Below are 24007 nucleotides of genomic sequence, written 5' to 3'. Positions count from 1 at the left end.
CGACTGTCAGACCGCCTAAGCCGCCTTCACTGTTTGCAAAAAGTTTGAGACCGCGCCGCGCAGCTCCTGCGAAACAGAGCCGAGCTGGCCTGCAACGACATGCAGATCAGAAGACGCACTCTTGGTGCCATTGTAGCTTTCACCCAAGCCATCCATGTCATGGGCGACACGGCGCGCGGTATCGTGAGCGCTGCCAAGGTTGCGAGAAATGTCTTCCGTCGCCTGCCGTTGGCCATGAACAGATGCGTTGATGTTCTCGGAAATGCGGCTGATCTTCTTGATCGTCTCACCAATGGAACCAATAGCCCCAACGGCCTGATCTGCCACCGCTTGGACAGATTCCACCTGGCTCGCAATTTCTTCCGTCGCCTTTGAGGTTTGACCAGCAAGCGTTTTCACCTCACTGGCGACCACGGCAAAGCCTCGTCCAGCCTCTCCGGCTCGAGCAGCCTCTATGGTCGCGTTCAAGGCAAGAAGATTGGTCTGCCCTGCGATCTGATCGATCAACGCGATCACTTCGCCAATCGCTTTCCCGCTTTCTGCAAGTCGGCGTACAATTTCGTCAGTCGCTTCCACATGGTTCACCGCTTCGCGGGCAAAGCCTGCTGCCTGCTCCATCTCGGTACCGATGCTGTTCGACGAAGTGGAGATCTCACTTGCGGCTTCAACGATGTCACTCACTGAGTCCTGCGTTGTCTTTGCGGCCACCCGAGACGAAGACATGATCTCTGCTGCATGATGAACGCTTTCATCGAGTTCCTTGGAGCGCTGCTCCACAGTGGTGCTGATCTCGAGCAGCTCAGAGATGACCCCGCCAACCGTCTGCTCGAAGTTTACCGCAACGGACGCCAACGCCTGCTGACGCTCTTCGGCAACTTTCAGCTCGTGCTCCATATGTGCTTTGGCATCCGCCTCAGCCTTTTCACGCAGGATCACGCGGAAAGTTGCCACAGAGCGCGCGATATCGCCAATCTCATCACCGCGCTTGGTGCCCGAGATCGGCGTGTCCAGCTTGCCATCAGCCAACCCGTCCAGATCATGTTGCAGCTGATTGAGCGAGGTCATGATACCTCGGCCCAGCCAGACAGCCAGCGCCATGAACGCAAGTCCAACAGGCGTACAGGCAGCTGCAATGAACAACAGCTGGTCGATGATGAGAGCACTTGCCTCATCGGGCCCACCAAGGCCTCTTCCATCACTCGAAAATTCAGTCAGCGCACTGTAGATGTTGTGAAAGGAAAACAGAGTACCACCCGCCATAATGGCCAGAGCAAGCAGTACGATCAAAACGAACTTTCCAACAATCGAAAACTGAAAAACGCTCGATTCTTCGGCCGGCATTTCGCGCATTCCTGATATTTTAAGATCACTGCCCCGGATCATGCGCGAAATAACGTAAACGCTCCATTTATTTAGGTTGGTAAAATGGACTTACGTACAACTACTTTTGGATTAATTCCAATCAGCAATCTTAGAAAATGGGCCAACGGTTCTCGTCAACACGTCCCGGAACGTTAGGAAGGTCGGCACCAGATACCGTCAGCTTGTGTTGCGCTGTTCCGGGAACAGGTTTCTGTTTTTCATCAGAATTGGAAATTAGCTTTGTTTCCGGGGAAGTTAGCCGACCCGTAAGCACCATGAAGTTGGGGTCATCCTTGACCCCCTCGAAGATGAAGGCACTCGCGCTGCCGAACACCCGCGCAATCTCCCGCTCCACGAAGAAGGCCATCTTCCGGTAGCCGTCCCATGTAAAAAATACACCATCGCGGGAACGGAGCCGGGTCCGCTTGCCGTTAATATCCGGCCCGTGGCTCGTGTAGACCCCATTTTCATCCAGATATGCATCCCAGATATCCACAAAGATACCACCGGACGGCTCAACCTGTTCCATGTAAAGGTCATTTATGAGGCTGTAATTCGCTGTTTTTAAATAGTCTTCGGCTGGAGCGAGTCCCACCCAGATCATGGGAAGCTGCTCGTTGCGAATTGAAGCGACCAGCGAAGCAACGCGAAAGCGATACTGCTTCATCCACTCGGGAGACTGGAAAGCAACCTCCTGCTCACCAAAGCGAATACCCGCGTCGTCCTTGGCACCAAGCGAGACAACAACCAGCCCCACATCTTCCAGCGCCAATGTCTTGGAAACATCCTCCGGCCAATCTGGCGACTTGTCTTGCACAAGTCCGGTGCTGGGATAAACCAGCTTCTTGACGCGAATGGACGGCGTCTTGGCGTATACAGCCCGCAGGCCATCTGCCAACCCTCCCGCCAGATCATCTCCGACAACAAGCAACACCTTGGCGTCGTCGTTTTTCGGTTCCTCATTGATCTGAGGGGCAACCGGGGCCGCCCTTTGGGTTGGCCGGGTGCTGCGCCGTTTGGTTGTTCGGGAAGGTGAGCGCTGTTTTATCTTGCGCTCTCTGGTCTGCTGCTTCGGCTTGAAGATCCCGCCAAACAGCTTGGAGAAGAAGCCCCCACCCGAAGACCCGCGTTCGCGGCTTTGAGCGTAGGCGTGATGCGCCTCGGTTATCAAAATGGGTTCTGCAACGGCAAAGCACAGGGCCAATGCAAGAACTTTAAACACCACGCTATGACGCATCACAACAAATCCAGCCAACTTCTACAGGTTCCTTCGGCCCCGCCGAAACGGTGGCCGGAGCAAGTCCTATCAGAAGTCTCGTTTCAAGCGACTTAACAAGTCAAGCGAAACGTATCCATCCGGGGTCATGCCCCGCGACTTTTGGTAGGCCATCACACCTCTCTTGGTGTTGGGGCCAATTTTGCCATCAACTTTTCCAACAGAGTAGCCGCCACGGTTCAAAAGGCGTTGCACTTCCGAGCGTTCTTGAAGATTCAGCGGGCGATCTCCGCGTGGCCAAGAAGAGGAGAACTCCCCAAAGCCCATCAGTCGGTCACTCAAGTGGCCCACTGCCAAAGCATAGGCATTGGCGTTGTTGTAGCGCTTGATGACCCGGAAGTTATCCAGCATCAAGAAGGCTGGCCCCTTGGCGCCTGCAGGCAGATACAACATCGCCTTGTCAGACGGCCGAGGAAAGGCTCGGCCACCAACACGTTGCACGCCAAGTTGGGACCACTGTGCCAGTGTCCGCTTGGTCTTCATATCCGCCAGCGTGTAGTTGAAGCCGCGAGCAAGCTTGACCTCATAGCCCCATGTTTTACCTGTGTTCCATCCTGAATCGCGCAGATAAGCCGCCGTCGATCCCAAAGCATCGGGAATGGTATTCCAGATGTCGCGGCGTCCATCACCTGTCACATCTACAGCATGCGCAAGATAAGTGGTTGGAATGAACTGGGTGTGCCCCATCGCACCGGCCCAGGAACCCACCATATCGCCGTGGGTGACATCCCCATTCTGCAAGATCTTGAGCGCAGCAATCAGCTGGGTACGGCCAAAGCGGGAGCGTTTGCCGCCCTTGTAGGCCAGTGTCGCCAACGAGCGGATCGTATGCTTGACGATTTTCGGGTTATCAAGCACCTGACCGTAGGAGCTTTCCATGCCCCAAATGGCCACCACAACGTAACGGCTGACACCATACCGAGCTTCGATCTGATCAAGCCATCCGCCCCACTCGTCGAGCATACGCTGGCCGTTTTCGATACGCTTGTCGGATACGGCTGAGTCCAGATACTGCCAAATGGCGCGGGTAAACTCGGGCTGGTCTTCCGCCTTGCGGATCACGTCCGGATCAGGCGTCATGCCACGGAACACGTCCACATAGAGGTTCTGGGAAATCCCGGCCTTGCGGGCCTCCGGCCAGAAGCCCTGAACCCAGCGATCAAAACCCGCATCAGCCCAGGCTGACCCGGCGTTTACAGTGAATAGCAGTGTTAGGCCGATCAGCGCCTTGCGAATTAGTCGCCTCACTAAAGTCTCCGTTTTGGTTTCATCAGATTTAAGCGAAACTTTACGCCAAACTCGTGTCGAAAATTGGCCCATAAAGCTTGGCTAAAACATGTCACCGCATATTTGTTTAAGTGGAAAACCTCTGGTTTTCAGAGTTTTCATGGAACAACCAGAAGAATAAGAGACAGATCTTCAGGCAAAACTACCGCCTTAATCTCAAGCCCGCCTCAATGGTGCTGCTGTCATAATCGCGCCCCGGTTCAGAGCTTCGAAACGCTTCGAAGGTGTACCGGGTTTCAAGCGCTGCAAAATCCGAGAACGCCCAGGTCAGTCCAACGGTGGAACTGAAATCTCGCTCATCAAGAGCAATGCCCTCGTACTCACGATAGGAAAATGCCGCACCGACGTCCCCTACCAGATCCTCCGTGAACTGATGGGCATAGGCCAGAGATCCGGAGTAGAGCAATGATCCCGTCGCGCCATCAAGACTGGAGGCTTCAAAGCCTGTTTGGGCGCCAAAGGTGACTGTATCGCGTCGGCTCGGCGACCAAACCAGAGAGCCATCTACCAGCAGCCCCTTCAAATCACTTAGCTGATCGTCCTCCGGCGTCTCCCGTCGCCACCCGAGACCGAGTTCTCCGGCAAGCTTTGGGCCGCGGTCAATCATGATGCCGCCTCGGATCTGGTAGCCATGAGCGTCACGGTCCACACAATCGATTGAACCCGGTGCGCACTCATCGTCATAGCGGCGCAGGAGCCCGCCCGCTTCAACAAAGGTTCCCAGAACCCCTCCGCCCTGACTTTCCAGCCTCAAGGTGCTGCTGAAAACGGTGTTGTTTCGGGTGCTGTCATCAGAGCTCGCCTCGGCACCATACAAAGTGCGGTCCACTTCAATTGAGGCGGTAGCACCAACAACGCCAACACGGCGCTGCACACCAATTGAACCGCCAAACTCCTGCCGACTGGCTGTTCGTCCAGTCGTCACCGTGTTTTCTGCTGAGGAACGGGCCTCACGTGTGAAACTGTAAGTGCCTCGCGTCAGGATCTGTGTCTGTTCCGAAAGATCCGCCCTGCCATCCGTAGCAGCATAAAATTGCGGCGTGTTGTTATCACCATCCTCGAAAAACGCCTGATAACTTCCGCGCAGGCTCAAGGCCAACTCATGGCGTGACCAGTCTGACCGAGCATCCAAACCGCCCTCAACAGAGTAGAAGCCGTCGGCCTCCCCTCCTGCGGTCTTGGCGGCGTTGTCGGTCCAGCCCGTCCCTGAGGTCAGGTTCGGAACCACGACAAATCGTCCGACTCGCTGGCGCTCCGGCCGGTCCCGCTGTGTTTCGCCATCAAATATCCCAGACTGTGGATCTTCTGTGGCACCACCACCTGCACGTGCTTGCGCTGCAGAAAGCCGCTCGGAGAATCGGGGAGCACGGGCGCCAACGCGAGCCTTGGCCAGCGCACCCTCCCGGGAAGTCGGGCGCAGAGCGCTGACATCCCCTTGAGCGCCACCCGCTGCTGCCGCCGGATTCAATTCCTGTTCAGAACCAATGACCTCAGCATCGGCAGAAAGTGAACCGCGCAGCGGATCGCTCGCACTCTGCGCCAAAGCCGCAGGCGTTGAAACACCAAAACAGAGAGTATAGATCAACGCGACCCAGCACCGATGCATTCAAACCATCCACAGCCGCAGCTGCGCTTCCTAAAAAACCACATACAACTTTTGCGGCATTATGGTTAACGCTCCCTTGAAAACTCAGTAGTCACTCCATTTGTTTTCCCGTTTATTTTTTGGTAATGAAACTCCGGCCTTGAACATATCAGCGCGAAGGTGCGATATTTCAGGCCTTGCTGCACGTTCCCAAAATTTCGATGCCTAAGCGTTTGCCTGAGGGGCCTATAAACCATGCACATGCCTTCTTTTCAAAAGCACGAAGAGCGAATTGTAACGCCCTCCGAAGACTGGCTGCTCTCCGCTGAGCGCACCATCCAAACCGAAATCACAGGACTGCAGGCGCTAAGCGCTGCACTTGGCAATGGTCTGTCCGCGCCTTTTACGCGCGCCATTGAGACCATCGCCAAGTCCACCGGTCGCGTCATCATTTCAGGCATCGGCAAGAGCGGGATTATCGGCACCAAAATTGCCGCCACACTGGCATCCACTGGCACACCAGCCTTTTTTGTGCATGCCAGCGAAGCCAGCCACGGCGACCTCGGCATGATTACTGAGGATGATGTGGTCATCGCCATCTCCTGGTCGGGCGAGACACAGGAATTGGCAAGCCTCATTGCCTTTACACGCCGCTTCCGCGTGCCGCTGATCTCCATCACGTCGAAGAAGGACAGTGCGCTCGGCAAGGCAAGCGACATTGTTCTGGCGCTTCCAAGAGTTGAAGAAGCCTGCCCGCATGGGCTCGCACCAACCACATCCACGCTGCTGCAGCTTGCCATTGGCGATGCCCTGTCCATCGCTCTGCTCGAAGCACGTGGCTTCACCGCACAGGACTTCAAGGTCTACCATCCAGGTGGCCGCCTAGGGGCCAGCCTGCAGCATGCACGCGATGTCATGCATGGCGGCGACACCATGCCACTAGCCAAGCTCGGCACCTCCATGCGTGAAGCGATTGTGCTCATGACGCAAAAAGGCTTCGGCGTGCTTGGCATCGTCAATGAACTTGGTCAGCTCAAGGGCATCATCACAGATGGTGACTTGCGCCGCCACATCTCCTCTGACTTCCTCGACAAGGCCGTAGAGGAAATCATGACAGAAGATCCCAAGACCATCACGGGTGATCTGCTGGTGGCCTCTGCCGTGGAGATGATCAACTCCATGGCCATCACCGCCTTGTTTGTGGTCGAGGATTCTCGCCCGGTGGGCATCGTCCACTTGCACGATTTGCTGCGCATTGGCGCTGCGTGATCACAATGAGTGTTCGAAAGGCCGGGACATGTTCCCGGCTTTTTTTTGTGCGCACAACAGCGCTATCCAACAGGGCGCGCCCCTCTTTCCGACCTTCTACACAGATGTGAATTGGTAAACTTCGCAAGCAATAATTCTAGTTTCATTAGGAATTGATTAGTCATAAATCGCGTAGTCTGAGCCGAAGTAGACAAGCACAGGTCTCAACAGGGCTCACGAATGGATCTCGCAACCATAATCGGCATCATTGCTGCAGGCGCGGTTATTGCTATCGCGATCTTTATCGGCGGCAGTTTTTCCCAGTTCATTGACCTGCCCTCGATCCTCATCGTGATTGGTGGCGGCATGGCAGCGACACTGGTGCGTTTTCCGCTGTCCGGCATCGCCCGTGCCTTCGTGCTTGGCGGCAAGGAAGCGTTCACGCACAAGAACGTGCAGCCCCGCGACCTGATCGAAGAAATTGCCAATCTGGCGGATATCGTGCGCAAGCAAGGCCCACTCGGTCTTGAAACCGCTGAAGTTTCAGATCCCTATCTCACCAAAGGCATTCAGTTCATCGCGGATGGCTATGAGCATGATCACATTCGCAGCTCCATGGAACGAGAGCGCGATCTGTACCTGACACGTCTTCAAGAAGGCAAACGCGTTTACAAGGCACTCGGGGAAGCCGCCCCAGCCTTTGGCATGATCGGCACCCTGGTTGGCCTCGTGCAGATGCTGGCAACCATGGACGATCCGTCGACCATTGGCCCATCCATGGCAATCGCGCTTCTTACAACACTTTATGGCTCCGTGATCGCAAACGTCTTCTGCTTGCCAATCGTGGACAAGCTGGACGCGAAGTTCGATATGGAAGAGCTGAACCAGACGCTCATCATAGACGGTGTACTGCAGATCCGGGACAACAAGAGCCCAACCCTGATCCGCGAAATGCTGCTGGCCTACATGCCAGAACATCACCGCGAAGAGTTTATGGAACAGGCCGCCTAACGCGGGAAGGATCAGGCTTTCATGGCACGCAGAAAGAAAGCAGAAGACGGCGGCGCCCCTTCATGGTTGCTTACCTTTGCTGACCTCATGTCCCTGCTTGTCTGCTTCTTCGTGCTTATCATCTCATTCTCGGTGCAGGACCAACAAAAGCTGCAAGTGGTTGCTGGCTCCATCCGCGATGCCTTCGGCATCAAGCAGGAGTCCAAGCGTACCGGCATCATCGAACTCGATGGTGTTCCGCTTCGTGATTACATGAAGGACGCCTCTCTTCTGGAAGAGCTGCGTGATGCGGATTTTGCCACGGTCTCCCACATGCAACGCAGAAAGCAGGGGCCGGAAGCGAACACCCACAGTGTAGAAGAAACGGACGTGGAAAAGCCGCGCCAGTTTGCTACCGCGGCGGTTTCACTGCGCCAAGCATTTCAGGAAATGCCTGAAATCACTGAGCTTTCCAGCAATATTATCATGGAAGAGACCGAAGAAGGCTTGAACATCCTGATTGTCGATCAGGAAGGCCGCTCCATGTTCCCGGAGGGCTCCAAGTACCCCTATGAGATCACGCGCCGTCTGCTTGCCAAGATGGCCCCGGTCCTGTCGCAGATGCCAAACCGCATCCGCGTCACAGGTCACACCACGTCCGGCTACACCGCCCGCTCCAACGCGGCAAGCCTTTGGGATCTGTCCACTGGTCGCGCCAATGCGGCTCAGCACATCTTGACTGAGAGTGGTCTGCCATCAGATCGCATTCACTCGGTCGTTGGCAAAGCGGATACCGAGCCCCTCTTTCCCAACGACCCCTTTCTGGCCGCAAACCGTCGTATTTCCGTGCTGTTGATGGCAGAAGAACCGCCTTTGCCTCAGGATTATCAGCCCTGATCAGACCTCAGGTCGCTTTGGGTTCCTCCACGACCAGAGAAACGCCTTCAATGCGCACCACCTTGACCAAGGTGCCCTCTGGCAAGTCCGGTCCGCGCACCCGCCACACCGTATCATCGATGTTGAGTGAGCCTTGCCCCTGCTCGATCGGCGCGCGCAAGATGAAGGTGCGCCCAATATAGCGGCTGCCCCTTTGATTGAGCATCTCATCGCCTTCATTCTTGGAGCGGCTTGAAGCCCACTTACGGCCGACAATCAACGTTGTCAGCGAAAGAACGCCGAACAGAAACACCATCCACTGCCAGGTCAGGTCCACGAACATGGCGAGCACGCCAACCATCATGGCAGCAATGGCGAACCACAAGAACACGAACCCCGGGGCTATGATTTCCAGCCCCAGGAGGATCAACCCAAGAACCCACCAAGTGTAGGGTCCAAGATAGTCAACGATATCACGCATGAGCTTCTTTATTCCTCGGAGGAACCGACATTCGGCACAGAGCGTGCGCGGCGGCGTTCCTCACGTGCTTGCTCATTAAAGATGTCCTTGCTGATCTCTGCAATACCGCCAAGAGAACCAATCAGCGAAGAGGCCTCCATTGGCATCATGATGGTCTTTTGGTTTGGAGACTTGGCAAGTTCACCAAAGGCTTCAACATACTTGGTGGCAATGAAGTAGTTCACGGCACCCATGTCACCCTCGGCAATCGCCTTGGATACCAGCTCTGTTGCCTTTGCTTCGGCTTCCGCAAGACGTTCACGCGCTTCAGCATCCCGGAACGCAGCTTGCTGGCGACCTTCAGCTTCAAGGATGAGTGACTGCTTCACACCTTCCGCCTTGTTGATCTCGGCCTGACGGTCACCTTCAGCTTCCAGAATAGCCGCGCGTTTTTCACGTTCGGCCTTCATTTGGCGTCCCATCGCTTCCACGAGATCAGCAGGCGGATTGATATCCTTGATCTCGATGCGCGTCACCTTAACGCCCCATGGCTCAGCCGCAGCGTCTACAACGCGCAAAAGCTGAGCGTTGATCGTGTCACGGTTGGACAACAGCTCATCAAGATCCATGGATCCCATAACGCTACGGATATTGGTCATGGTCAGGTTCAAGATTGCATTCTGCAGACCAAGAACCTCGTAGGCCGCGCGCGCTGCGTCCACAACCTGATAGAATGTCACGCCATCTGCCGTGATCGTAGCATTGTCCCTTGTGATGACTTCCTGTGCAGGCACGTCCAGCACCTGTTCCATCATGTTCAGCTTGTGACCGATGCGATCCAGGAACGGGATGATCAGGTTTAGGCCGGGCTTCAACGTCGTGCGATACTTACCAAAACGCTCAACTGTATAGTTGAAGCCCTGCGGCACAGTCTTCACACCCGCCAAAATTACGAGGATGATCAACCCAACCAGAATAAGGAGGGTTATGTTAATTCCAAGAACGTCCATTGTAGCTTGCCCCTAACGCAGCGTATTTTTCCGGAGGCACCCTACACGCAATTCAAGACAAAAAAAACGCCTGCAACCGCTTTCCGATTGCAGACGCCACAACTTGGTAAATACGCTGGTTCAGGCCCAGCCTTGCAGCTCCCGCCGCACAACTGTCTCGATCACCTTCATGCCCAAATCGCTGTCATTGAGGCATGGGATATGGGTGAATTCCTCACCGCCATTTTCCTCAAAGATTTCCGCAGCCTCGCCGGCAATTTCCTCAAGCGTTTCCAAACAATCGGAGACGAAACCCGGCTCCATCACCGCAATGCGCTTGACGCCATCCTGGGCCAGCTTCTCGACCGTCTTGTCCGTGTAAGGCTGCAACCACTCTTCCGGCCCAAAACGGGACTGGAATGTCACTCGAAGTTTGTCCTTGTCCCAGCCCAGCTTCTCACGCATCAACCGCGTGGTCTTCATGCAGTGGCAGTGATAGGGGTCGCCCTTCTTGAAATAGCTCTGCGGAATGCCGTGGTACGAAGTCAGAACCACATCCGGCTCGTGTTCCAGCTCAGAAAGCTTGCGCTTCACCGATTCCGCTAGGGCATCCACATAGGTTTCGTCGTCATGGTACGGCGGCACCGTGCGGATCGCGGGTTGCCAGCGCATTTCCATAAGCGCGCGGAACACTTCGTCGTTCACCGTCGCCGTTGTGGACGCTGCATACTGCGGGTAAAGCGGAAACACCAGAATGCGGTCACAGCCCTGTTCTTTCAGGTTGGCAAGCCGTGATTTGATGGAGGGGTTGCCATAGCGCATGGCCCAATCCACAACCACATTGGGAAACTCTTTTCCAAAGCTCTCAGCCAGTTGGTCAGATTGGCTGCGTGTGATGGTTCGCAGCGGACTTTCGTCCAGCTCCTTGTTCCAGATTTCCTCATAGGCCTTACCGGACTTTTGCGGCCTCTTGGACAGCACGATCCCGTAAAGGATTGGGTACCACAGCAGCTTGGGCCACTCGATGACGCGTTTGTCGGTCAAAAACTCGGCCAGATAGCGCCGCATCGGCCAATAGGAAGTCCCGTCAGGAGTACCCAAATTCACCAGCAGCACACCAACCTGGCCGAACTTTACAGGCGGATGGTCCTTCACATGCGGAATTTGCCCCTCAGCGGGCCGTTCTTTTTCTAATGCTTCCATCTCAGCGACCATTGTGCACCCATCATCATAAAAACACGTAGCTTACATAGGCTTAAATGCTTTTTTGACGAGAGCACAACCGGTCGCAAGTCAGAAAAACTTATTGGTAACCCGCTAAAACTAATGACTGGTGTAAAACGGAGCAGCGCTCCGCCTCACCAACTCAGTTGTCTATGGGGCGCTCGTCTGCAATCACTTTGCCATCGTTGGGCAAAGACCCGACGTCAACCAGCTTCACGCTGCCAGAAAGGCCGGTATGCTCACGCAGCGACGCCTGAATGCGCGCATCCAGCCCGCCATCAGCCTGTTCTGTTTCCACGGAAAGCTCCATGTGGTCCTGTTCCCCTTGGCGCAACACCGTAAGGCGCACCCTGCGAATCTCCGCATGGGCGTTTTTCACCCGCGCCACCTGTGCCGGGTCAACAAACATGCCCTTCACCTTGGTGCGTTGGTCGGCCCGGCCCATCCAGCCTTTGATACGCATGTTGGTGCGCCCACAAGATGATACGCCCGGCAGCACGGCGGAAAGATCTCCGGTCGCAAACCGGATCAAGGGGTAGTCCTTGTTGAGCGTGGTCACAACCAGTTCCCCCACTTCCCCTTGTGCGACAGGATCGTCTGTTCCCGGACGCACGATTTCAACGATGTAATCCTCGTTGATCACCATGCCTTCCATGGCCTCACTTTCATAGGCAATCACTCCAAGATCTGCGGTCGCGTAGCACTGGCTCACCTTAACGCCGCGGCGGGCATACTCCTCACGTAAGGATGGATAAAGCGCACCACCGGACACCAGGCCCAGCTTCAAAAAGCCAAGCTCAACACCCAGCTCCTCAGCTCGGTCCATGATGACCTTCAGATAGTCCGGTGTGCCCGTGTAGGCTTTTGGCTTCAGCGCTGCCATGGCCTGCACCTGCAAATCCGTGTTGCCAATGCCCGCTGGAAACACGGTGCAGCCCATCGCGCGGGCGCTGTAATCCAGAATGAACCCGCCGGGCGTCATGTGATAGGACAGGGCGTTGTGGACCAGATCCCCCGGGCGCACACCTGCTGCAAAAAGCGCGCGGGCGCCAGCCCATGGGTCGCTCCCGCCCGCTTGCGGCTCCCAAATCGGGCCGGGCGACATGAAAACACGCTCAAAGGCGGTTGGCGCAACGGTGGTATACCCTCCGAGCGGCGGACGCTTTTCCTGCGCTTCAAGGAGCGACGACTTGCGCAAAACCGGCAGGCTTCCAAGCGCTTCACGGCTCGTTACAGAAGCAGGGTCAATGCCTGCCAAATGCTCTTGCCAACCCTCTGCCGTTTCCAAGGCATGGGCGATCAATTCAGGTAACCGCGCGAAAAGCTCGGCTTCTCGTGCCTCGGGACTGCGTGTTTCACGCTCATCGAAGTGCTGTGGGTTCATCATCCCCTCCTGGCCTTTTCAGTCTCATCGGGGGCAGAAAGCTCCGCCCCCAGGGGATGATGAGAAGAGCTGTTTTACTGCAGCCCCACGACGTCGACCACGCCGCCATCACATCCCGGTTTTGCCTTTGGCGCCGCTTTCAGCAAGTCTCTCAGCGGCATGCCGAACTCCAGATCACCAGCAAGGTTGACCCGCAGTTCCGTGATCAAGGTGCGCCCACCATCTTCAGCGCAGACCAGAGACACGCGGTCTCCAGCCCCCGGACCAAAGGCGGTGTCAAACGCCCGGCGGACTTCATCTCCGCCCACATAGTCACCCAGATTGCGAACAAACAAATCCCGCACACCGGACAGGTTCACCTGCGCCAGCAAGTTGATGGACTCGCGATAGTAAGCTTCCGCATCCGGACCGAAACAGGTGCCGTGCTTTACCCACTCATACCGATCGAGATGAGAGGCAACACCGGGCATGATGTGGCCAAGGGTGCGCGCTGTATCCTCACTCAGCTCCAGTGAGGGCAGCTCATCCCAATGGCCTTGTTCTGCCAACCGACGATAGCCTCTTGGCACATCGCAGTAGACGTTGCTGCGTGGCTGTGGCCACAAGCCATGCAGCGAGAAATTCTCCGCATCAATCCGCATGCTTGTCTGCGTCTGACACTCCAGTTTGTCAGGCCGTGTTTCGCAAAAACCCGGCTGCCAGCTCACCGCCAGCACATAGTCCGATTTCCCGGTTGCCGGGCCGGAGATCGGCGTAAACCGTCCGTCATCCTCAACAACCACCGTTCGAATGCCACAGGCCACCGGAACCCAGCGCTGTTCGGGGTCAGCGCCCTCGATGCGCACCAGAAAATGGGTCGCCTCAGCCTTGTTCTTGGCCACCACATGGTAGGCCCGTCCCTGCTCCACATAAACGGAACCCGGATTGGTTTCCTTGCGAAGCGATTGGTAAGCAGGACACACATCTTCCGCGATGAAATAGCCATCCAACGGGATTTGTGCCCCGGCCTGTGCGGCCATCAGACTCGTGCTTGTCGCCATTGCGATCTGCGTGAGTATTTTCATCGAAATCTCCGATCTGTCCCTCTGCCAGAGAGTCTCTGAGCTTTCCGATTGAACCTCAATACAGACACAAGCGTCATCCGGTTTAAAACGTGGATTACTTCCCTTAGGCGAGCCAGCGCTTGCGGCGTTTATAGTGCTTCACATCGCGGAAAGACCTGCGCCCTTCCCCGCCGACACCAAGGTAAAACTCCTTCACGTCCTCGTTTTCCCGCAAGGCTGATGCCTCACCGTCCAGCACGATCCGACCGGCCTCCATGATGTAGCCGTAGGTGGCGTACTTCAGCGCCACGTTGGTGTTCTGCTCCGCCAGAAGGAAGGACACACCCTCGTTCTTGTTGAGCTTCTTCACAATCTCGAAGATTTCCTCCACCAGCTGCGGTGCCAACCCCATGGAAGGCTCGTCCAGAAGGATCATCTCCGGGCGGCTCATCAGGGCACGGCCCACCGCACACATTTGCTGCTCGCCGCCGGATGTGTAGCCCGCCTGCGAAGATCGGCGCTCTTTCAAGCGCGGGAAGTACTCATAGACCATCTCCAGATCACGGCGCACCTCGTGGTAACCGTCTTTTCGGGTGTAAGCTCCGGTCAATAGATTGTCTTCAATGGAGAGGTGGCCAAAACAGTGGCGTCCTTCCATCACCTGAATGCAGCCCCGCCGCACCAGCGCGTTGGGCGAAAGCGCCTGCACCTGTTCGCCATGGAACTCGATGGAGCCTTTGGTCACTTCACCGCGTTCGGCCTGCAACAGGTTGGAAATGGCTTTCAGTGTCGTCGTCTTGCCCGCGCCGTTGGCACCCAGCAGCGCCACGATGCCGCCTTTGGGCACTGTCAGGGAAACGCCTTTGAGCACCAGAACCACGTGATCATAAATCACTTCGATGTTGTTCACGGACAGAATGGTCTCTGTCACATCCTGTTGTCCCGCCGGTGTCTGCGTCGCGTGTGCGCTTGCTGTCATCTTCCTGTTCCCGACCTGCCCTGTGTTGCTTTGGGTTATGGGCACCGGGTGAAAACCACCCGGTGCAGCTGTCGCTAAGTGTGCCTTATTCGCAAGGCAGACTGTCACGCGTCGGCCAAGGCGCGTTGTTCTGCGCGTATTCAGCGGCCTTTTCCTTTTCAAGAGGCTCAATGGAGGCCCGGTCAGGCTTCAGGAGATCACTCGCCTGAACGAACTTCGCGCCATCCCACTCAAGCATCCAAGCACCGCCGTGACCGGTATGGTTGGTGCAGCTCATCTGGAATGGAGCAACCATGCCACTCATGCCAATCTCACTGAGCAGCTCCTCAGTGATGTTGAGGTTCTCAAGACCCCAACGCAGCTGCTCGGCGTTGACGGCACCCACATCGAAATGCTTCTGCGCCGTCTTGATCGCTTCAGTCAGGAACATCGACATCACAACACCGCGTTGATAGAAGATCTTGTCCATGTCAGACGCGTCTTCGATCATGGAGTTACCGGCATCAACCACATGGGTTTTGATCTCGTCGATGACAGGGAAATTGCCCGGTGCATTCCAGCTGATGGACTTGTACCCCTTGGCCTTGTCGCCCAGCGCAAGCAGGTCATCATCAGAGCCGGACCACCACACGCCCACGAACTTATCCATCGGGAAGCGGGTTTTCGCTGCCTCTGTCAGAGCGCCGGCATTCATTGCGCCCCAGCCCCACATAACAACCCAATCCGGGCGTTCGCGGCGGATCTGCAGCCATTGGGCTGACTGGTTCTGCATTTCCTTCAGACCAACCGGCACCGGCACCAGCTCAAAGCCGTACTGCTCAGCGTACTTCTCAAGCAGCGGCAGCGGCTCTTTGCCGAATGGATGGTCCAGGTGCAGCAGCACGATCTTCTGGCCTTCCAGCGAGTTCATGTCACCATCGCTGATGTAGTTCATGATCATGGACGCCCCGTCCCAATAGGACACCGGCGGATTGAAGGCCCATGCAAAGGTCTCACCGTCAGACATTGGCGAGAAGCCATAGCCCGGAGCCAGAATTGGAATACGATCCACATTGGTACGCGGCAGCACCTGCAGAGTGATACCGGTAGACCATGGTTGGGTCACAATGGCGTTTGCCTTGGTCTTCTCGTAGCACTCAACACCCTTGTTGGTGTTGTAGCCGGTCTCGCACTCTTCAAAGTCAACCATGACACCGCCAACACCACCGTCTCGGGCGTTGAGCATGTTCACATAGTCCCGCTGGCCGTTCATCAGCGGAATGCCAGTCGCTGCAAACGGTCCGGTGCGATAGGACATGTTCGGGGTATACATGGTCTCTGCAGCGACGCTTGTCACGCCAACGCCAAGAGCCAGACCTCCAGCGGCGAGCATGGCGCCGATTTTGGAAAATTTAGTCATTCTCTCCTCCACTTTTCCGATCCTCCAACCGGAGATGCCATTCCGTCAGATCCTGCGTTTTCGCGTTTTAGATCAGTGCGGATAAGGCCAAATGATGAGCTTCTCGCGGATCAGCGCCCAGAAGCGCGCCAGCCCGTGCGGCTCAACAATCAAGAACATGATGATCAGCGCGCCCACGATCATGTCGTTCACATGTTCCATGGTCGCAGAGTTGATGCTGATGCCGAGGGTCTCCGGCAGCACGTTCAACACCACCGGCAGCGCCACAATCAGGATCGCTCCGAGGAAGTTGCCCAGAATGCTGCCCAGGCCGCCAATGATGGCGATGAACAGGATCTGGAAGCTCAGCGGAATATCGAAAAGGTTTGGTTCCGCCGCGCCTTTCCAGAAGAACACCAGCAGTGCGCCCGCAATGCCAACCACATAGGAGCTCACGGCAAAGGCGGTCAGCTTGGCGCGCATCAGGTTGATACCCACCAGTTCCGCTGCAATGTCCATGTCACGCACAGCCTTCCACATGCGGCCATAGCGGCCCCGCGTCAGGTTGATCATGGCAAAGCAGATGATGGTCACCACAGCCAGCACGAAGTAGTACTGCGTCACGGGTGAAGCGGTAGGGCCGGTCACCACGATCCCGAAGAACTCCATGGTCCGCACTTCAATGGCGCCGGAGGCGTTGTAGTTGTAAAGCCATGCCCACTTCTCGAAGAGCCACACCAGAAAGAACTGCGAGGCCAGCGTGGCAATCGCCAGATAGAAGCCTTTGATCCGTAGCGATGGAAGCCCAAACGCGACCCCCACCGCGGCCGAGAACAAACCCGACAGCGCCAGTGCCACAAGCACGTTCATCTCCGGAAAGATGGTTGTAAGCTTGTAGCAAGCATAAGCACCAACCCCCATGAAGCCTGCAGTGCCCAATGAAAGCTGTCCCGCAAAGCCAGTGAGGATGTTGAGCCCCATGGCCGCGAGTGAGTAGATCAGCACCGGCACAAGCAGGGCCTTGAAAGTAAATTCCGAAGCGGTCAGCGGGAACACCACGTAGGCCGCCACCAGAATGACCATCAAGAGCCAGGCATCCTGTTTGACAGGAAACAGCGCCTGATCGCTTTCGTAAGAGGTCTTGAACTGCCCTGAAGTTCTGTAAAGCATTGTCAGCCCTCCTTACACGCGCTCAATGATGCGCTCGCCGAACAGCCCTTGCGGACGGAACAACAGCACAAGCAGCGCAAGAATGAAGGCAAACCAAGTCTCCGTGTTGCCACCAAGGAACGGCTGCCCCCAGTAGATCTCGAAGAGCTTTTCCAGAATGCCAATGGCCAAACCACCCACGATGGCACCTGCGACGGATTCCAGGCCTCCCAGCATGAGAACCGGCAGAGCCTTGTAGGCAATCACTTCCAGTGCGAACGAGACCCCCGCACGGGCACCCCAGACCACCCCGGTCGCAAGCGCAATCACCCCGGCAATAAACCAGACAATTACCCAGATGGTTGAGAGGGAAATCCCGACGGAAAGGGCCGCCTGGTGGTCATCCCCCAGTGCACGGATCGCACGGCCCATAGACGAACGGTTCAGGAACGTGATCAGCGCAATCACCAGCAGAACTGCCATGATCACAGCCGTCAGGTCCTTTTGCTCAATCAGCAAGAAACCATCAAACGGGTAGAACTCGAAAGCACCTGTAGGAATGCCCAGCGCTTCGGTGATCATCACCTTGTTCTCACCGCCAAAGACGAATTCGCCAAAGCCGATCAGGAACAGGGTCACACCAATGGTCGCCATGAACAAGATGATGTCCGGCTGGCCCACCAGCGGGCGCAGCACAACGCGTTCCACGCCAACGGCAAGCACATACATCACCCCAAGGGTCAAGGGCACGGCCAACCACGCAGGCACACCATTTTCATGAAGGCCTACAAGGGTCAGCGCGGCGAACACCACCATGATGCCTTGGGCAAAGTTGAAGATGCGCGAGGATTTGAAGATCAACACGAAACCCAGTGCGATTAGGGCGTAAAGCACCCCTGAAACAAGTCCCTCCCACAAGACCTGCAACAGAAAATCCGGCGCTTCCACCATCTGCACGAACGGGTCAATCAGTACATCGTAAAAAATTTCCACGGTTCCCCCCAGGCCTCAGTGCGAAACGCCCAAATAGGCATCAATAACTTCTTGATTACTTTGAACTTCTTCCGGAGGTCCGTCGGCAATCTTGCGACCGTAGTCCAGCACCACAACGCGGTCGGAAAGATCCATCACCACGCCCATGTCATGCTCGATCAGCGCAATCGTGGTGCCAAGCTGGTCATTCACATCCAGAATGAAGCGGCTCATGTCCTCCTTCTCTTCCAGGTTCATGCCCGCCATGGGCTCATCCAGAAGCAGAAGGTCCGGCTCCATTGCCAGCGCACGCGCCAGCTCCACCCGCTTTTGCAGGCCATAGGGCAGCTTGCCCACGGGCGTGCGGCGAATATGCTGGATTTCGAGGAAGTCGATGATTTCCTCCACCTTCTTGCGGTGCTCAATCTCTTCGTTGCGCGCCGGACCGTAGTAGAGGATCTGCCAGAACATGCTGCTCTTCATGCGCGTCGCGCGACCGGCCATGATGTTGTCCAGCGTCGACATGCCCTTGAACAGCGCCACGTTTTGGAACGTGCGTGCAATGCCCTGAGACACTGCCAGATGCGGCTTCATGGACCGGCGGGTCTTGCCGTTGAAGGTGATTTTGCCTTCCTGTGGCTGGTAGAACCCGTTGATCACGTTGAGCATTGAGGTCTTGCCAGCACCGTTCGGGCCAATGATGGCGCGGATTTCCCCCTTCATGATGTTGAAGGAGATGTTTGTGATCGCCTTCACACCGCCGAAGGACAAGGACACGTTCTCAAGGTCGAGAAGAACCTCAGGTTCTTTTGCCGTGGTCGCCGCGTTGGAACGTGTTTCAGGTGTTACGAGCATGTTCATTCTGCTGCCTCCTGATAGGCTCCAGCGCCCTCTGGCGGATAAACGGCCAGATCCCGGATCTCCACATCCGCCTTGATCGTGCCTTTGCGGCCGTCTTCAAAGCTCATTTCCGTCACCACGTGCTTGTGAGTGGAGCCGTCGTAGAACGCTTCGATAAGCGGCGCATAGCGGTCAGCGATGAAAGTGCGGCGCACTTTCTGTGTCCGGGTCAGTTCGCCATCGTCCGCATCCAGCTCTTTGTGCAGCACAAGGAAACGGGAGATCTGCGATCCGGCCATCATGGGCTCTTTCGCCAAATCCCGGTTCACCTGCTCCACATTCTCCTTGATCATGTCATAGACCTTGGGGTGGGCGGCCAGCTCCTGATAGGAGGCATAGGCAATGTTGTTGCGCTCCGCCCAGTTGCCAACGGCAATCAGGTCGATGTTGATGAACGCACACACGAAGTCGCGCTCATGACCAAAGGCCACCGCTTCCTTGATGTTTGGGAAAAACTTGAGCTTGTTCTCCAGGTACTTGGGCGCAAACATCGCCCCATTGGTCAGTTTGCCAACATCCTTCGCACGGTCGATGATCTTCAGGTGACCGTTCTCAAGAAAGATGCCCGCGTCCCCGGTCTTCACCCAGCCCTCGGCATCCTTTGTGCTGGCGGTTGCTTCCTCATTCTTGAAGTACGCCTTGAACGAGCCCGGCGACCGGTAAAGCACCTCGCCATTTTCGGCGATCTTGATCTCCACATCCTTGAACGGCACGCCCACCGTGTCCGGATAGATCTCCCCATCCGGCTGGCTGGTGATGTAAACAGACGATTCCGTCTGGCCGTAAAGCTGCTTCAGATTAAGGCCCATGGAACGGTAGAACTTGAAGATCTCCGGCCCAATCGCCTCACCGGCCGTGTAAGCCACCTTGATGCGCGAAAAGCCCATCTGGTTCTTCAGCGGCCCATAGACGAAGAACTCACCCAGCACATAAAGCAGGCGATCCTTTAAGCTCACCTTCTCGCCGTTCAAGATGTCTTCACCCACCCGGTTTGCAACGCCAAGGAAGTACTCGAACATCTTTTTCTTGGTCTTGCTGGCATCTTCCATGCGCACCATCACGTGGGTCAAAAGCCCCTCAAAAACGCGAGGTGGCGCGAAGAAGTATGTCGGTGAGATTTCCTTGCGGTCCGTCAGCACGGTTTCCATGCTTTCCGGACAGTTCACGCAATAGCCAGCACAATAAGCCTGCGCCAACGAGAACACGTGGTCGCCTACCCATGCCATCGGCAGATACGCCAGCACATCTTCAGTATGGTCCAGATGGTCGAACTCGTTGGCATTCCGCGCGGAAATGATGAGATTGTCATAGGTCAGCATCACGCCCTTCGGGCGACCGGTGGTCCCGGAGGTGTAAAGCATGACGCCCACATCCCCGCCAGCGACCTGTTCTGCCTCCTCACGCCACCTTTGTTCCAGCAGCGGGTCTGCTGCCAGCATCTGAGCGCCGATTTCTTGAACATGCTTGATGGAACTCAGGCGTTTGCGGTCATAGTCACGCAGGCCCTTTGGATCATCGTAGAGGATGTGCTCCATCTGGTTCAGTTCGCCGGAGATTTCCAGAACCTTGTCGACCTGTTCCTGATCCTCGACGACGGCAAATCTGGCCTCAGCGTGGTTGAGCACATACGCCATCTCTTCAGCGATCGAGTCCGCATAAAGCGGAACAGGCACCCCTCCCAGGGCCTGCACGGCCACCATGGACCAATAGAGCTGCGGCCGGTTGGCGCCGATCACGGCAACCTTGTCGCCCGCAACGCAGCCCAATTGCTTCAACCCTAAGGACAGGGCGCGCACTTCCTCCAGCACATCAGCCCAAGTCCAGGTTTGCCAGATGCCGAAGTCCTTCTCACGCACGGCAGGGCGTTGGCCATACACGCGGGCGTTGTAGAACAAGATCTTCGGAAAGGTGTCCCCACCATTGACAGGCGGCTCAGCCATCGTTCCTCCCAGAATGCTTCAGCTGTTTGCCAGCTTTTCAGTTCTTCTAATCCTCTAGGGAAGCCGCCGCCCATTGGCGTTTTTTGCAAGTCTCCCTCTTGCAAAGTGGCCTCCGATCAAATGTTTAGCATAAAGGCTAGTAGTCTTTCATTTCGCCAATATGAGAAGATTATTACGAATTGTTTCAGCTGCACCGCAACAACCAAAGAATGCAATAACTTAATTCATCCGCCGGTAGACTAACGTATGACGAATTCTAGAAGAGTGAGCGACTGCACAACGGAAGTCTCGCAGTTAGACCTGCTTCAGGCATCTCTGGACCACATCAACCAGGGTTTCAGTGTGTTTGATGCAGATCTGCGCCTCGTGGCCGCAAACAGCATCCTCTTCGAGATGCTGGACTTCCCCGACAGGCTTCAAGCAAGAGGAACGCATCTCTCTGAATTCCTAAGGGTAAATGCGGAGAGAGGCGAATACGGTGACGGCGATATCGAAGCGCAAATCTCGCGGCGTGTCGAACGAGCTGCCCGGTTCGAGCCCCATGCGTTTGAACGCAAACGCCCCAGCGGGCAGATCATTTCGATTCGGGGCGGCCCGCTTCCTAATGGTGGGTTCGTCACCACCTACACCGACGTCACGCGCGAACGACAGCACCAGCAGCAACTGGAACGCACCGTTCAAGAGCGCACCCGCGCCTTGCAGCAGAGTGAGGACTGGCTGCGCCTCGTCACAGACAACATCCCCGCGCTGGTTTGTTACATCGCGCCCGGACCGGTTTACCGCTTCGCCAACGCCCCCTACGCCGTGTGGTTTGACCACACCCCCGCTTCAATCATGGGCAAGTCCGTCGAAACTGTCGTTGGTACCGATCTTTTTGCCCGCATGGGCCCGATCATCGAAAAGGCCCTGTCCGGTCAGGTGGTCAACTTCGAGTACGCCCGCACCAACCGCAAGGGCGAGCATATCACCATGCGCTCCACCTTGGTGCCGGACCGCACAGCGGATGGCCGTTGCCTGGGCTGTTTTGTGCTGTCCATTGATGCTTCAGAACAAAAGGAAAGCGAAAACCGGCTGTTGCAATCCCAGCGCATGGAAGCCGTTGGCCAGCTTACGGGCGGGCTCTCTCATGACTTCAACAATCTGCTTTCCATCATCATCGGCAACGGCCTCAGTTTGAACCGCAAGGCGGCGCAAGGTCCGTTGGCCCATGACGAGGTCGAGCGCTATACACGGCCCATCCTGCAAGCGGCCAACCGGGGGGCCGACCTCACCAAGCGCTTGCTTGCCTTCGCCCGCGGCGGTTCCCAAGAACATCAACCCACGCAGCTGTGCAGGGCCTTGCAGCACGCTCAACAACTGGTAGAGGGCTCTCTGCCCAAAGGCATCAAGGTGCAGTTCAACCTGCCTTCTGAGCCGCTGATGGCTGCTGTCGACCCGACACTCTTCGACAACGCTGTGGTCAACTTGGCCCTCAACGCACGGGATGCCATGCCCGGCGGCGGAGCGCTGACGGTCACCTTAAGCGCGGTTAATCTGAGCGGCGAAACAGCGAAAGTCCTCAACCTCCCCGCCGGCGACTATGCGGAGCTGGAGGTTCTGGATGAAGGCGCGGGCCTTTCCGACGGCGCGCTGAAGCAGGCCTTCGAGCCGTTTTTCACCACCAAGACCTTCGGCAACTCCAGCGGCCTTGGGCTCTCCATGGTCTATGGCTTTGCAAAACAGGCAGGCGGCACTGTTCGCATCAGCAACCGGGAGGATCGCAGCGGCGCCCGCGTCCAGATCCTGTTGCCCCTTCTTGCCAAGACCACCGACCAACCGCTCCCCCGGCCCACCGGCACGACAGCCCGGCGTGTGGGGCATGGCGAGCTTATCATCATCGTGGAGGACGAGCCGGATCTCGCCGCCATTCTCACCGAGCAAGTCTCAGCCCTCGGTTTTTCTGCGATCCTTGCAGAAGATGGCCGGGATGCCTTGGAACTGGTGCGCACCCTTCCAGAAGTGCGCGGCCTTCTTTCCGATATCATCATGCCCGAAGGCTTGAACGGAATTGAACTGGCTAACCAGATAGCCAACGAGAAGTCAGGCATAGGAATCATACTGATGACCGGGTACAATACTGAAACACCAGTAAAAATTCCCCGCAACCTCAGAATTTTGAGAAAGCCTTTTGATGAGGCCACTTTGAGCTCAGCCCTTTTGGAGATCCTGTCATGATGGCCGAAGACGCCGCAAAGACCCGCCAGCTCTCAAGGGGCCAGCCGCTCGTCTACCTGGTGGATGACGAGGTAGAGATTTGCGCCCTTCTCAGCGACACCTTGCAATCCTATGGGTTCCAGACGGCCATCTTCCATGCGGGGCATGAGGCTTACAACGCCATTGCGGACACCCCCCCGGCAATGCTCATCATTGACCTGGGTCTGCCCGATATTGATGGCATGGCGCTGATCGAGCGCATCCGCGAAAAGACCTCTGTCCCGATCCTCGTCCTGTCTGCCCGCACCCATGCGTCTGACCGCGTCATAGGCCTGGAACTCGGCGCAGATGACTATGTGTGCAAGCCTTTCGACCCACGGGAGATTGTCGCCAGAGCCCGGTCCTTGCTGCGCCGCGCAACCCCGACCGCGCCCAAAACGGAGGCTGGCAAACGCCGGGCGCAATTTGCAGGCTGGCAGTTTGAGCCAGACTCCCACCTGCTCCGCACCCCGCAGGGCGAAGAGAGCTTTCTCTCCACCGGTGAGTCCGTTCTCCTGCAGGCGCTGCTCTCCGCTCCCCGCCGGGTCCTTTCCCGGGATCAACTGCTGGAATACGGCGGCAACGATGAAAGCATGGACCGCTCTATCGACGTCCGCATCTCCCGCATCCGAAAAAAACTCAACAGCAGTGACACCGGCGCACTCATTCGCACCGTTTACGGTTCAGGATACATGCTTACCGCAGATGTGCGATGGATCACCTAGCTGATCTA

At 56.6% G+C, this 24007-nt stretch carries 20 protein-coding genes; 5 read left to right on the top strand and 15 right to left on the bottom strand.

The window, feature by feature from the left end:
- Positions 1 to 15: 15 nt before the first annotated feature.
- From PUV47_RS18060 to PUV47_RS18045, 4 genes are all read right to left on the bottom strand, one after another.
- Positions 16 to 1341 carry a methyl-accepting chemotaxis protein gene (locus PUV47_RS18060; protein WP_274219995.1) on the bottom strand — a complete coding sequence of 442 codons (1326 nt, stop codon included), beginning with the start codon at positions 1339 to 1341 and terminating at the stop codon, positions 16 to 18.
- 130 nt (positions 1342 to 1471) lie between these two features.
- Entirely contained in the window at positions 1472 to 2617 is a 1146-nt protein-coding gene (locus PUV47_RS18055; RefSeq protein ID WP_274219994.1) for an SGNH/GDSL hydrolase family protein, read from the bottom strand.
- A 51-nt stretch (positions 2618 to 2668) separates the two neighbouring features.
- Positions 2669 to 3886: a lytic murein transglycosylase gene (locus PUV47_RS18050; protein WP_274219993.1), complete on the bottom strand. Its 1218-nt coding sequence runs from the start codon at positions 3884 to 3886 to the stop codon at positions 2669 to 2671.
- Between the two features lie 181 nt (positions 3887 to 4067).
- Positions 4068 to 5531, bottom strand: a complete 1464-nt coding sequence (locus PUV47_RS18045; protein WP_274219992.1) for an outer membrane beta-barrel protein — start codon at positions 5529 to 5531, stop codon at positions 4068 to 4070.
- 234 nt (positions 5532 to 5765) lie between these two features.
- On the opposite strand from PUV47_RS18045, the gene PUV47_RS18040 reads away from it, so the two are divergent.
- The 3 genes from PUV47_RS18040 to PUV47_RS18030 all read left to right on the top strand — a co-directional run bounded on the left by PUV47_RS18040 (position 5766) and on the right by PUV47_RS18030 (position 8645).
- Complete coding sequence (locus tag PUV47_RS18040) at positions 5766 to 6779, top strand: KpsF/GutQ family sugar-phosphate isomerase (protein WP_274219991.1); 1014 nt, start codon at positions 5766 to 5768, stop codon at positions 6777 to 6779.
- A gap of 219 nt (positions 6780 to 6998) precedes the next feature.
- On the top strand, positions 6999 to 7769 hold the full coding sequence (locus PUV47_RS18035; RefSeq protein ID WP_274219990.1) for a motility protein A: 771 nt from the start codon (positions 6999 to 7001) through the stop codon (positions 7767 to 7769).
- Between the two features lie 21 nt (positions 7770 to 7790).
- Positions 7791 to 8645: an OmpA/MotB family protein gene (locus PUV47_RS18030; protein ID WP_274219989.1), complete on the top strand. Its 855-nt coding sequence runs from the start codon at positions 7791 to 7793 to the stop codon at positions 8643 to 8645.
- A gap of 7 nt (positions 8646 to 8652) precedes the next feature.
- Here PUV47_RS18030 and PUV47_RS18025 read toward each other — a convergent pair whose 3' ends face one another.
- The 11 genes from PUV47_RS18025 to PUV47_RS17975 all read right to left on the bottom strand — a co-directional run bounded on the left by PUV47_RS18025 (position 8653) and on the right by PUV47_RS17975 (position 21042).
- On the bottom strand, positions 8653 to 9105 hold the full coding sequence (locus PUV47_RS18025) for an NfeD family protein (protein ID WP_274219988.1): 453 nt from the start codon (positions 9103 to 9105) through the stop codon (positions 8653 to 8655).
- 8 nt (positions 9106 to 9113) lie between these two features.
- Positions 9114 to 10094 carry an SPFH domain-containing protein gene (locus tag PUV47_RS18020; protein WP_274219987.1) on the bottom strand — a complete coding sequence of 327 codons (981 nt, stop codon included), beginning with the start codon at positions 10092 to 10094 and terminating at the stop codon, positions 9114 to 9116.
- Positions 10095 to 10214: 120 nt separating this feature from the next.
- Positions 10215 to 11276, bottom strand: a complete 1062-nt coding sequence (gene hemH / locus PUV47_RS18015; RefSeq protein ID WP_274220118.1) for a ferrochelatase — start codon at positions 11274 to 11276, stop codon at positions 10215 to 10217.
- A 163-nt stretch (positions 11277 to 11439) separates the two neighbouring features.
- Positions 11440 to 12681 carry a phenylacetate--CoA ligase family protein gene (locus PUV47_RS18010; protein WP_274219986.1) on the bottom strand — a complete coding sequence of 414 codons (1242 nt, stop codon included), beginning with the start codon at positions 12679 to 12681 and terminating at the stop codon, positions 11440 to 11442.
- Positions 12682 to 12755: 74 nt separating this feature from the next.
- Complete coding sequence (locus tag PUV47_RS18005) at positions 12756 to 13745, bottom strand: ribonuclease T2 family protein (protein WP_274219985.1); 990 nt, start codon at positions 13743 to 13745, stop codon at positions 12756 to 12758.
- 103 nt (positions 13746 to 13848) lie between these two features.
- Positions 13849 to 14703 (bottom strand): ABC transporter ATP-binding protein, encoded by an 855-nt coding sequence (locus PUV47_RS18000; protein ID WP_274219984.1) that lies wholly within the window; start codon positions 14701 to 14703, stop codon positions 13849 to 13851.
- Positions 14704 to 14788: 85 nt separating this feature from the next.
- On the bottom strand, positions 14789 to 16102 hold the full coding sequence (locus tag PUV47_RS17995) for an ABC transporter substrate-binding protein (RefSeq protein ID WP_274219983.1): 1314 nt from the start codon (positions 16100 to 16102) through the stop codon (positions 14789 to 14791).
- 72 nt (positions 16103 to 16174) lie between these two features.
- Positions 16175 to 17251, bottom strand: a complete 1077-nt coding sequence (locus PUV47_RS17990) for a branched-chain amino acid ABC transporter permease (protein ID WP_274219982.1) — start codon at positions 17249 to 17251, stop codon at positions 16175 to 16177.
- Between the two features lie 12 nt (positions 17252 to 17263).
- Positions 17264 to 18223, bottom strand: a complete 960-nt coding sequence (locus PUV47_RS17985; RefSeq protein ID WP_274219981.1) for a branched-chain amino acid ABC transporter permease — start codon at positions 18221 to 18223, stop codon at positions 17264 to 17266.
- A gap of 15 nt (positions 18224 to 18238) precedes the next feature.
- The gene (locus PUV47_RS17980) at positions 18239 to 19063 is read right to left on the bottom strand and encodes an ABC transporter ATP-binding protein (RefSeq protein ID WP_274219980.1); all 825 of its coding nucleotides are present in this window, start codon (positions 19061 to 19063) and stop codon (positions 18239 to 18241) included.
- On the bottom strand, positions 19060 to 21042 hold the full coding sequence (locus PUV47_RS17975; RefSeq protein ID WP_274219979.1) for an AMP-binding protein: 1983 nt from the start codon (positions 21040 to 21042) through the stop codon (positions 19060 to 19062). The genes PUV47_RS17980 and PUV47_RS17975 overlap by 4 nt, the downstream gene beginning before the upstream one ends.
- 264 nt (positions 21043 to 21306) lie before the next feature.
- Between PUV47_RS17975 and PUV47_RS17970 the strand changes: the two genes are divergently transcribed.
- Complete coding sequence (locus PUV47_RS17970; RefSeq protein ID WP_274219978.1) at positions 21307 to 23256, top strand: PAS-domain containing protein; 1950 nt, start codon at positions 21307 to 21309, stop codon at positions 23254 to 23256.
- Positions 23253 to 23999, top strand: coding sequence for a response regulator transcription factor (locus tag PUV47_RS17965; RefSeq protein WP_274219977.1), 747 nt, complete (start codon positions 23253 to 23255; stop codon positions 23997 to 23999). The genes PUV47_RS17970 and PUV47_RS17965 overlap by 4 nt, the downstream gene beginning before the upstream one ends.
- The last annotated feature ends 8 nt before the right edge of the window (positions 24000 to 24007 follow it).

The organism is Pseudovibrio exalbescens, assembly GCF_028737195.1.
GTDB classification, from domain to species: Bacteria; Pseudomonadota; Alphaproteobacteria; order Rhizobiales; family Stappiaceae; genus Pseudovibrio; species Pseudovibrio zosterae.
The sequence above is the reverse complement of the archived record's forward strand: the minus strand, read 5'-3'. Positions and strand labels throughout refer to the sequence as shown.

Bases quoted from the DNA above. Each gene is read 5' to 3' on its own strand.
- PUV47_RS18060 (WP_274219995.1), bottom strand. From the start codon at position 1,341: ATGCCGGCCGAAGAATCGAGCGTTTTTCAGTTTTCGATTGTTGGAAAG.
- PUV47_RS18045 (WP_274219992.1), bottom strand. From the start codon at position 5,531: ATGCATCGGTGCTGGGTCGCGTTGATCTATACTCTCTGTTTTGGTGTT.
- PUV47_RS18040 (WP_274219991.1), top strand. From the start codon at position 5,766: ATGCACATGCCTTCTTTTCAAAAGCACGAAGAGCGAATTGTAACGCCC.
- PUV47_RS18035 (WP_274219990.1), top strand. From the start codon at position 6,999: ATGGATCTCGCAACCATAATCGGCATCATTGCTGCAGGCGCGGTTATT.
- PUV47_RS18030 (WP_274219989.1), top strand. From the start codon at position 7,791: ATGGCACGCAGAAAGAAAGCAGAAGACGGCGGCGCCCCTTCATGGTTG.
- PUV47_RS18025 (WP_274219988.1), bottom strand. From the start codon at position 9,105: ATGCGTGATATCGTTGACTATCTTGGACCCTACACTTGGTGGGTTCTT.
- PUV47_RS18020 (WP_274219987.1), bottom strand. From the start codon at position 10,094: ATGGACGTTCTTGGAATTAACATAACCCTCCTTATTCTGGTTGGGTTG.
- hemH (WP_274220118.1), bottom strand. From the start codon at position 11,276: ATGGAAGCATTAGAAAAAGAACGGCCCGCTGAGGGGCAAATTCCGCAT.
- PUV47_RS18010 (WP_274219986.1), bottom strand. From the start codon at position 12,681: ATGAACCCACAGCACTTCGATGAGCGTGAAACACGCAGTCCCGAGGCA.
- PUV47_RS18005 (WP_274219985.1), bottom strand. From the start codon at position 13,745: ATGAAAATACTCACGCAGATCGCAATGGCGACAAGCACGAGTCTGATG.
- PUV47_RS18000 (WP_274219984.1), bottom strand. From the start codon at position 14,703: ATGACAGCAAGCGCACACGCGACGCAGACACCGGCGGGACAACAGGAT.
- PUV47_RS17995 (WP_274219983.1), bottom strand. From the start codon at position 16,102: ATGACTAAATTTTCCAAAATCGGCGCCATGCTCGCCGCTGGAGGTCTG.
- PUV47_RS17990 (WP_274219982.1), bottom strand. From the start codon at position 17,251: ATGCTTTACAGAACTTCAGGGCAGTTCAAGACCTCTTACGAAAGCGAT.
- PUV47_RS17980 (WP_274219980.1), bottom strand. From the start codon at position 19,063: ATGAACATGCTCGTAACACCTGAAACACGTTCCAACGCGGCGACCACG.
- PUV47_RS17975 (WP_274219979.1), bottom strand. From the start codon at position 21,042: ATGGCTGAGCCGCCTGTCAATGGTGGGGACACCTTTCCGAAGATCTTG.
- PUV47_RS17965 (WP_274219977.1), top strand. From the start codon at position 23,253: ATGATGGCCGAAGACGCCGCAAAGACCCGCCAGCTCTCAAGGGGCCAG.